Below are 6,770 nucleotides of genomic sequence, written 5' to 3'. Positions count from 1 at the left end.
CGGCGACCGTCGCCACCCCGGTGGCCACCGCGAGCAGCACCGCGGCGGTGAGGACGCCCAGCAGCGCGGCGACGCCCGTGCGCCCGGCCGCGCCGAGGGCGAGGAGCGCGACCGCGGCGACGGCGGCGGCCAGGGCCGCGCCGAGCAGCAGCTGCGGCGGACCCGCGGTGGTGGCGAGCGAGGTGGCCGGACCCGTCGCCGTCCACGGCACCGCGGCCACCCCGGCGACGAACGCGAGCCCGACCGCCCCGAGCGCGAGCACCGACCCGGCGGCCGGCTCGTCGACCACCCGCGCCCCGCCGGCGGCGAGCCCGAGCGTGCCCAGCGCGGCGACACCGGCGACGGCGGCCGTGCCCAGACCGCCGGCGAGGCCCGGCCCGCGCCCGGCGACGACGAGCGCCAGCGCCACCGCGGCCACGCCGGCGGCGAGCCCGGCGAGCCCGAGGACGCGCGCGAGCCCGGGCCCCCAGGCGCGGTAGCTCGCGGGCGTCGCCTCGGCGACGGCGTCGACGACGTCGTCGAACAGCGGGGGCGGCGCGGCGTCGGTCCGCCGGCGCAGCACCAGCTGGTCGCCGTCGAGGACACCGAGCGAGGCCAGCGTGCGCGACGGGTCGACCGGGCCCTGACCGAGGGGCGCCAGCGTCCAGCCCCCGCCGGTGCCGCGGCTCCCGGCGGCGGACTCGCCGGTCATGTCGAGCAGGACGGGCAGCAGGTCCGCGAGGGGCACGTCGGGCGGCAGCGCGACGTCCACGCGCGTGCGCGGCGCGAGCACCGACACCCGGCTCGCGGCCGTGACCGCCGTGCCGGAGCCGGGCGGCAGCGACGTCTGCTCGCCGGTCGCGGGCCGGTCGCGCGTCCCGGGCAGGGCCGCGCCGCGGCCGGACCGGGCGGTGCCTGTCATGCGCTCCTCGTGACGTGTGTGCGACCGGGTGCCGGAGTTCGCCGAGACGGACCCCGCGCGGCCCGCGGCTCCCTAGTATGGCCGGACCGTCCGGTGTGGGAGGTGCCGTCGGCAGGATTGGGGGACACCCGTTGGGCACACGGGTCTACCGGCGCGCCGCGCGCCTGGCGCCCCCCGAGGTGCCCTCCGGCGAGATCCACCTCGAGGCCCCGCCGGAGATCCCGCGGGTGACGCCCTCCTCGCCCCTGCTGCGGCTGTTGCCGCTGCTCATGGTGGTCGGGTCGCTCGGCTTCATCGTCGTCATCGGCGTCGACAACCCGACGTCGTGGCTCTTCGGCGGGATGTTCGCGCTCTCGACGCTCGGGATGGTCGCGGGCGGGGCGACGCGCGGCGGTGGGCAGCGCCGCGCGGAGGCCGACGAGGAGCGCACGGACTACCTGCGCTACCTCGCGCAGATGCGCCGCCGGGCCCGCGACACCGCGTCCGACCAGCGTCGCGCGCTCGAGTGGGCCCACCCCGAGCCGACGGCGCTCGTGGCCCTCGCGCGGGGCCCGCGGATGTGGGAGCGGCGCCCGGCCGACCCGGACTTCGCGCACGTGCGCGTCGGGCGCGGGTCGCAGCGCCTGGCCACCGCGCTCGTCCCGCCGCAGACCGGGCCGGTGGACGACCTGGAGCCGGTGTCGACCGTCGCCCTGCGCCGCTTCGTGCGCACCCACTCGATCGTCCCGGACCTCCCGACGGCGGTGTCGCTGCGCGCCTTCGCGTCGATCGGCGTCGAGGGCGGGGACGCCGACGCGCGCCGTGGGCTGGTGCGCGCGCTCGTGGCCCAGCTCGTGACGTTCCACAGCCCGGACGACCTCGTCCTCGCCGTGGCCGCCACGGGCCCGGCGCGGGCGGCGTGGGAGTGGGTCAAGTGGCTGCCGCACGTCGCGCACCCGCGCCTGCACGACGGCGCCGGCCCGGTGCGGATGGTGGCGTCGTCGCTGGCCGCGGTGGAGTCGTGGCTGGCGCCCGAGCTGGCCGGGCGGGGCCGCTTCACCCGCGGTGCCGCGCCCGTTCCCGACGCCGCGCACGTCGTCGTCGTGCTCGAGGACGCGGAGGTGACGCTCACCGAGCAGCTGGTGCTCGCCGACGGGCTGACCGGGGTCACGGTGATCGACCTGTCGGGCGCGCTGGGCACGCTGACCGCGCGGCGGGGCCTCGGGCTGGTGCTCGAGACGGACCGGATCGGCGCCGCCGGACGCGGCGGCACCGAGTGGTTCGGCCGTCCCGACGCCCTCGGCGCGGCCGAGGCCGAGGCCCTCGCGCGCCGGCTCGCGCCGTGCCGCACCCCGACCGTCGACGCCGATCCCGACGAGCCGCTGCTGACCAGCCCCGGGATCCTCGAGCTGCTCGGCGTGGACGGCGAGCCGGACACGTTCGACGTCGCCGCGGCCTGGCGCCCGCGCCCGCTGCGCGACCGGCTGCGCGTGCCGTTCGGCGTCTCGGCCGAGGGCGACCCGGTGGAGCTGGACATCAAGGAGGCCGCCGAGGAGGGCATGGGCCCGCACGGGCTGTGCGTCGGCGCCACCGGGTCGGGCAAGTCCGAGCTGCTGCGCACGCTGGTGCTCGGGCTGATCACCACGCACTCGTCCGAGGCGCTCAACCTCGTGCTCGTCGACTTCAAGGGCGGCGCGACGTTCGCCGGGCTGGCCGACGCGCCGCACGTCGCCGCCGTCATCACCAACCTCGCCGACGACCTGAGCCTCGTCGACCGCATGCAGGACGCGCTGGCCGGCGAGATGCAGCGCCGCCAGGAGCTGCTGCGCGCGGCGGGCAACCTCGCCAACGTCTCGGAGTACGAGCGGGCCCGGGCCGCGGGGGAGGCGCTCGCGCCGCTGCCGACGCTGTTCGTCGTCGTCGACGAGTTCTCCGAGCTGCTGAGCCAGAAGCCCGACTTCGCGGAGCTGTTCGTGGCCATCGGGCGGCTGGGCCGCTCGCTGCAGATGCACCTGCTGCTCGCGTCGCAGCGCCTCGAGGAGGGCCGGCTGCGCGGCCTCGACTCGCACCTGTCCTACCGCATCGGGCTGAAGACGTTCTCGGCCGCGGACTCCCGCGCGGTGCTCGGCGTGCCGGACGCCGCCGAGCTACCGCCGGTGCCGGGCTCGGGCTACCTCAAGGTCGAGTCGTCGAGCATGGTCCGGTTCAAGGCCGGCTACGTGTCGGGCCCGTACCGCGCGGCGGAACGGGTGCTGCCCGCGGCGTCGCCGCTGCCGCGCGAGGTGCGCCCGCGGCCGTTCTCGTCGCACTGGGTGGAGCCGGCGGCGCCGACGGTCCTGGACGCCCGGCCGCACGGCAACGGGCACGGCTCCGTCGTCGAGGTCGCCGCGTCGCCCGGGGTCATCGGGCCGCACGGCGGGACGACGACGCGCGGGGCCGGCGCGACGCCCTCGGTGCTCGACGTCGTCGTCGAGCGGCTGCGCGGTCAGGGTCCGCCGGCCCACGAGGTCTGGCTGCCGCCGCTGGCCGACCCCGCGACGCTCGACGCGCTGCTCCCGCCGCTGTCCGAGACCCCCGACCGCGGCCTGACCGCGCCGGGCTTCCCGGCCAACGGGCAGCTCACGGTGCCGGTGGGCGTCGTCGACCGGCCCTACGACCAGCGCCGCGACGTCCTGTGGGCCGAGCTGGCGGGCGCCGCGGGCCACGTCGTCGTCGCGGGCGGGCCGCAGTCGGGCAAGTCGACGCTGCTGCGCACGCTGGTCACCGCCGCGGCGCTGACCCACACGCCCGCCGAGGTGCAGTTCTACGCCGTGGACCTCGGCGGCGGCACGCTCGCCGGACTCGCCGGGCTGCCGCACGTGGGGGCCGTCGCCGGGCGCGGGGAGGCCGACCTCGTGCGCCGCACCGTCGCCGAGGTCGCCGCGCTGCTCGCCGGCCGCGAGCGGTGGTTCCGGGACGCGGGTGTGGAGTCGATGGCCGACCTCCGCGCCCGCAGGAGACGAAGCGGAGCGGAGCTCGATCATCTGTACCGCCGCCGCGGCGAGCTCGCGCCGGGCACCGGGGGCAGCGACATGCTCGGCGACGTCTTCCTCGTGATCGACGGCTGGCACGCGTTCCGCGGCGAGCACGAGGCCCTCGAGCAGACGGTGATCTCCCTGGCCACGGGCGGGCTGTCGTACGGCGTCCACGTCGTCATCGCCGCGAGCCGGTGGGCCGAGCTGCGCCCCGCGCTCAAGGACCTCCTGGGCACCCGCTTCGAGCTGCGCCTCGGCGACCCGTCGGAGTCCGAGGTCGACCGCCGCACGGCCGCGGTCGTGCCGGCCGGGCGGCCCGGGCGCGGGCTGTCGCCGGAGAAGCTGCACGTGCTCACCGCGCTGCCGCGCGTCGACGGCGTGGCCGAGACCGCCGACCTCGGGCGGGCGACGGCCGCGCTGGTCGCGCGGGTGGCGGCCGCCTGGCCCGGGACCGGCGCGCCGCGCGTGCGGCTGCTGCCCGAGCGCGTCGGGGTGGAGGCGCTGCCCGGGCCCGACGAGGGCCCGCCGCACCTGCTGCCGCTGGGCCTGTCGGAGGACCGGCTCGCGCCGGTGGTGCTCGACGTGGCCGCCGACCCGCACTTCGTCTGCTACGCCGACGCCGAGTCCGGCAAGACCGCGCTGCTGCGGGCGCTCGCCCACCAGATCGTCACGCGCTACCGCCCGGAGCAGGCGCGGCTCGTGCTCGTCGACTACCGCCGCTCGCTGCTCGGCGCGGTCGCGAGCGAGCACCTCATCTCCTACACGTCCTCGCCGCCCGCGCTGACCCAGGCGCTCGGCGAGCTCGTCGAGTCGCTGCAGCGGCGCCTGCCCGGCCCGGACGTGACGCCCGAGCAGCTGCGGGAGCGGTCGTGGTGGACCGGGCCGGACGTGTTCGTGCTGGTCGACGACTACGACCTCGTCGCGGGCGCCGCCGGCAACCCGCTGACCGTCCTGCTCGACCTGCTGCCGCAGGCCCGCGACATCGGCCTGCACCTGGTGGTCGCCCGGCGCACCGGTGGCGCGTCGCGGGCGATGTTCGAGCCGGTGCTCGCCCGCCTGCGCGAGCTGTCCTCGCCCGGCATCGTCATGAGCGGCAGCCGCGACGAGGGCGTGCTGCTCGGCAGCGTGCGCCCGGGCCCGCAGCCGCCGGGGCGCGGCTGGCTGGTCGGGCGCCGGCACGGCGAGCGGCTCGTGCAGGTCGGCTGGCGCGCGCCCGACCCGCCGATCACGGGCCCGGCGCTGCCCGGGCCCGAGGCCCCGGACAGCGACCCGTGAGCGACGCCCCGACGGTCGCGATCGACCTCGGGGTCACGGCGGTGGCGGCGGCCGTCGACCTCGTCGTCCCGGGCGGGCCGGGCGACCCCGAGCCGGCGGACGTGGCCGGTCCCGACGGGCCGGTCGACCTCGCCGCGGTCTTCGCGCCCGCCGACGGCACCGCGCTCGTCGCCGGGGCGGCCGCGCGCCGCCTCGCCCCCACCGACCCGTCCCGCTACGAGCCGACCCCACGCCTGCGCGTCGACGACCCGGACCTGCTGCTCGGCACCCGCGTCGTCGGCGTCGCCGAGGCGTGGGGGGCCGTGCTCGCGGCGGCGCTGGCCCGCGCCGGGCCGCTGCTGCGCGGGGGCCGGCCCGGGCACCTCGTGCTGACCCACCCGGCCGGGTGGGACGCCGGACGCCGCGAGGTATTGCGCCGGGCCGGCTCCGGGCTCGCGGAGGAGCTCACGCTGCTCGCGGAGCCGGTCGCCGCGGCCGCCCACGCGCTGTGGATGCGCCCCCGCCGCGACGCCCGCGCGCCGCGCCCCCTGGCCGTCCTCGACCTCGGGGCCCGCGGCGCGGCGGCGACGGTGCTGGCGCCGCAGCCGTCGCGGTGCTCCGGTGCGCGGCTGCTGGCGCGGCGCGAGGACGCCCGCTTCGGCGGCGACGACGCCGACGAGCTGCTGCTCGGCCACCTGCTCACGGGCCTGTCCGAGGACCCGTTCTCCGACGACCCCGAGGCGCGCCGCGAGGCCGACCGCGTCCGCGAGGTGGTCGCCGCGACCACGCTGGCCGACCGTCGCCACCGCCAGGTCCTGCTCGACGACGTCCGCGCCGCGAAGGAGCAGCTCTCCGACGCCGAGCAGGCCGCCGTCCCGCTGCCCGGGCGCACCACCGCGGCGTGGCTCTCGCGCGGCGAGCTCACCGAGGTGCTGCGCCCGGCACTGCGCGGGGTGGTCGACCTGCTCGCCGAGACCCTCGCCGACGCCGGCACCGGCCCCGAGCACCTCGACGGCGTGTGGCTGACCGGCGGCGGGGCACGGATGCCGCTGCTCGCCGCGCTCGTGCACCGCGAGCTGGGCGTCCCGGCCACCGTGGCCCCGGACCCGCGACTCGTCGTCGCGCACGGCGCCCTCGTCGTGGCGCGGGAGGACGCGGCGGGCACGCCGGGGACCTCCCGGCCGGGGGGAGGAGCCGCCCTCGGGGCGGCGGCCGGCCTGGTCGCCGGGAGCGCGGCCCCGCCGGTCGGGCCGTCGGTCGCGTCGCCGGGGCCGTTGCTCGACCCGCCCACGACCCCCCTCCCCGCGGCCGAGCGCGCGTGGGCCCCGCTCTCGCCGAACGTCGACACGACCGACGACCTCGGCCCGCCCGACGCGACCCCGTCGTGGCTGACGCCGACGTCGCCCGCGACGGGGACGGTGCTGCCGGTGCGGCGGGTCACGCCGGAGGAGGACACCGACGTCGCGCAGGTCGGCCAGGCCGGCGAGGTCGGCGAGGTGACCGAGGAGACCACCGCGACGTCGGCCGTCGCCCCCGTGCCGCGACGGGTGCCCGCGCGCCGGCGGGTCGGGGTCGGCGCCGTGGTGGCGGCGCTGCTGGCGGTGGTCGCGCTGGTCACCGGG

3 protein-coding genes are annotated in these 6,770 nt (G+C 79.0%); 2 read left to right on the top strand and 1 reads right to left on the bottom strand.

Annotated elements, in window-relative coordinates; translation table 11 throughout:
* A partial coding sequence (gene eccD / locus ABD994_RS30660; RefSeq protein WP_345425328.1) for a type VII secretion integral membrane protein EccD occupies positions 1-901 on the bottom strand: 901 nt, incomplete at its 3' end.
* Positions 902-1,032: 131 nt separating this feature from the next.
* Here eccD and eccCa point away from each other — a divergent pair.
* Positions 1,033-5,169, top strand: a complete 4,137-nt coding sequence (gene eccCa / locus ABD994_RS30655; RefSeq protein WP_345425325.1) for a type VII secretion protein EccCa — start codon at positions 1,033-1,035, stop codon at positions 5,167-5,169.
* A partial coding sequence (locus ABD994_RS30650) for an Hsp70 family protein (protein WP_345425322.1) occupies positions 5,166-6,770 on the top strand: 1,605 nt, incomplete at its 3' end. The genes eccCa and ABD994_RS30650, both read left to right, overlap by 4 nt.

It is taken from the genome of Actinomycetospora chlora, assembly GCF_039542135.1.
Lineage (GTDB): Bacteria > Actinomycetota > Actinomycetes > Mycobacteriales > Pseudonocardiaceae > Actinomycetospora > Actinomycetospora chlora.
This window is presented reverse-complemented; position numbering and strand designations above follow the sequence as displayed.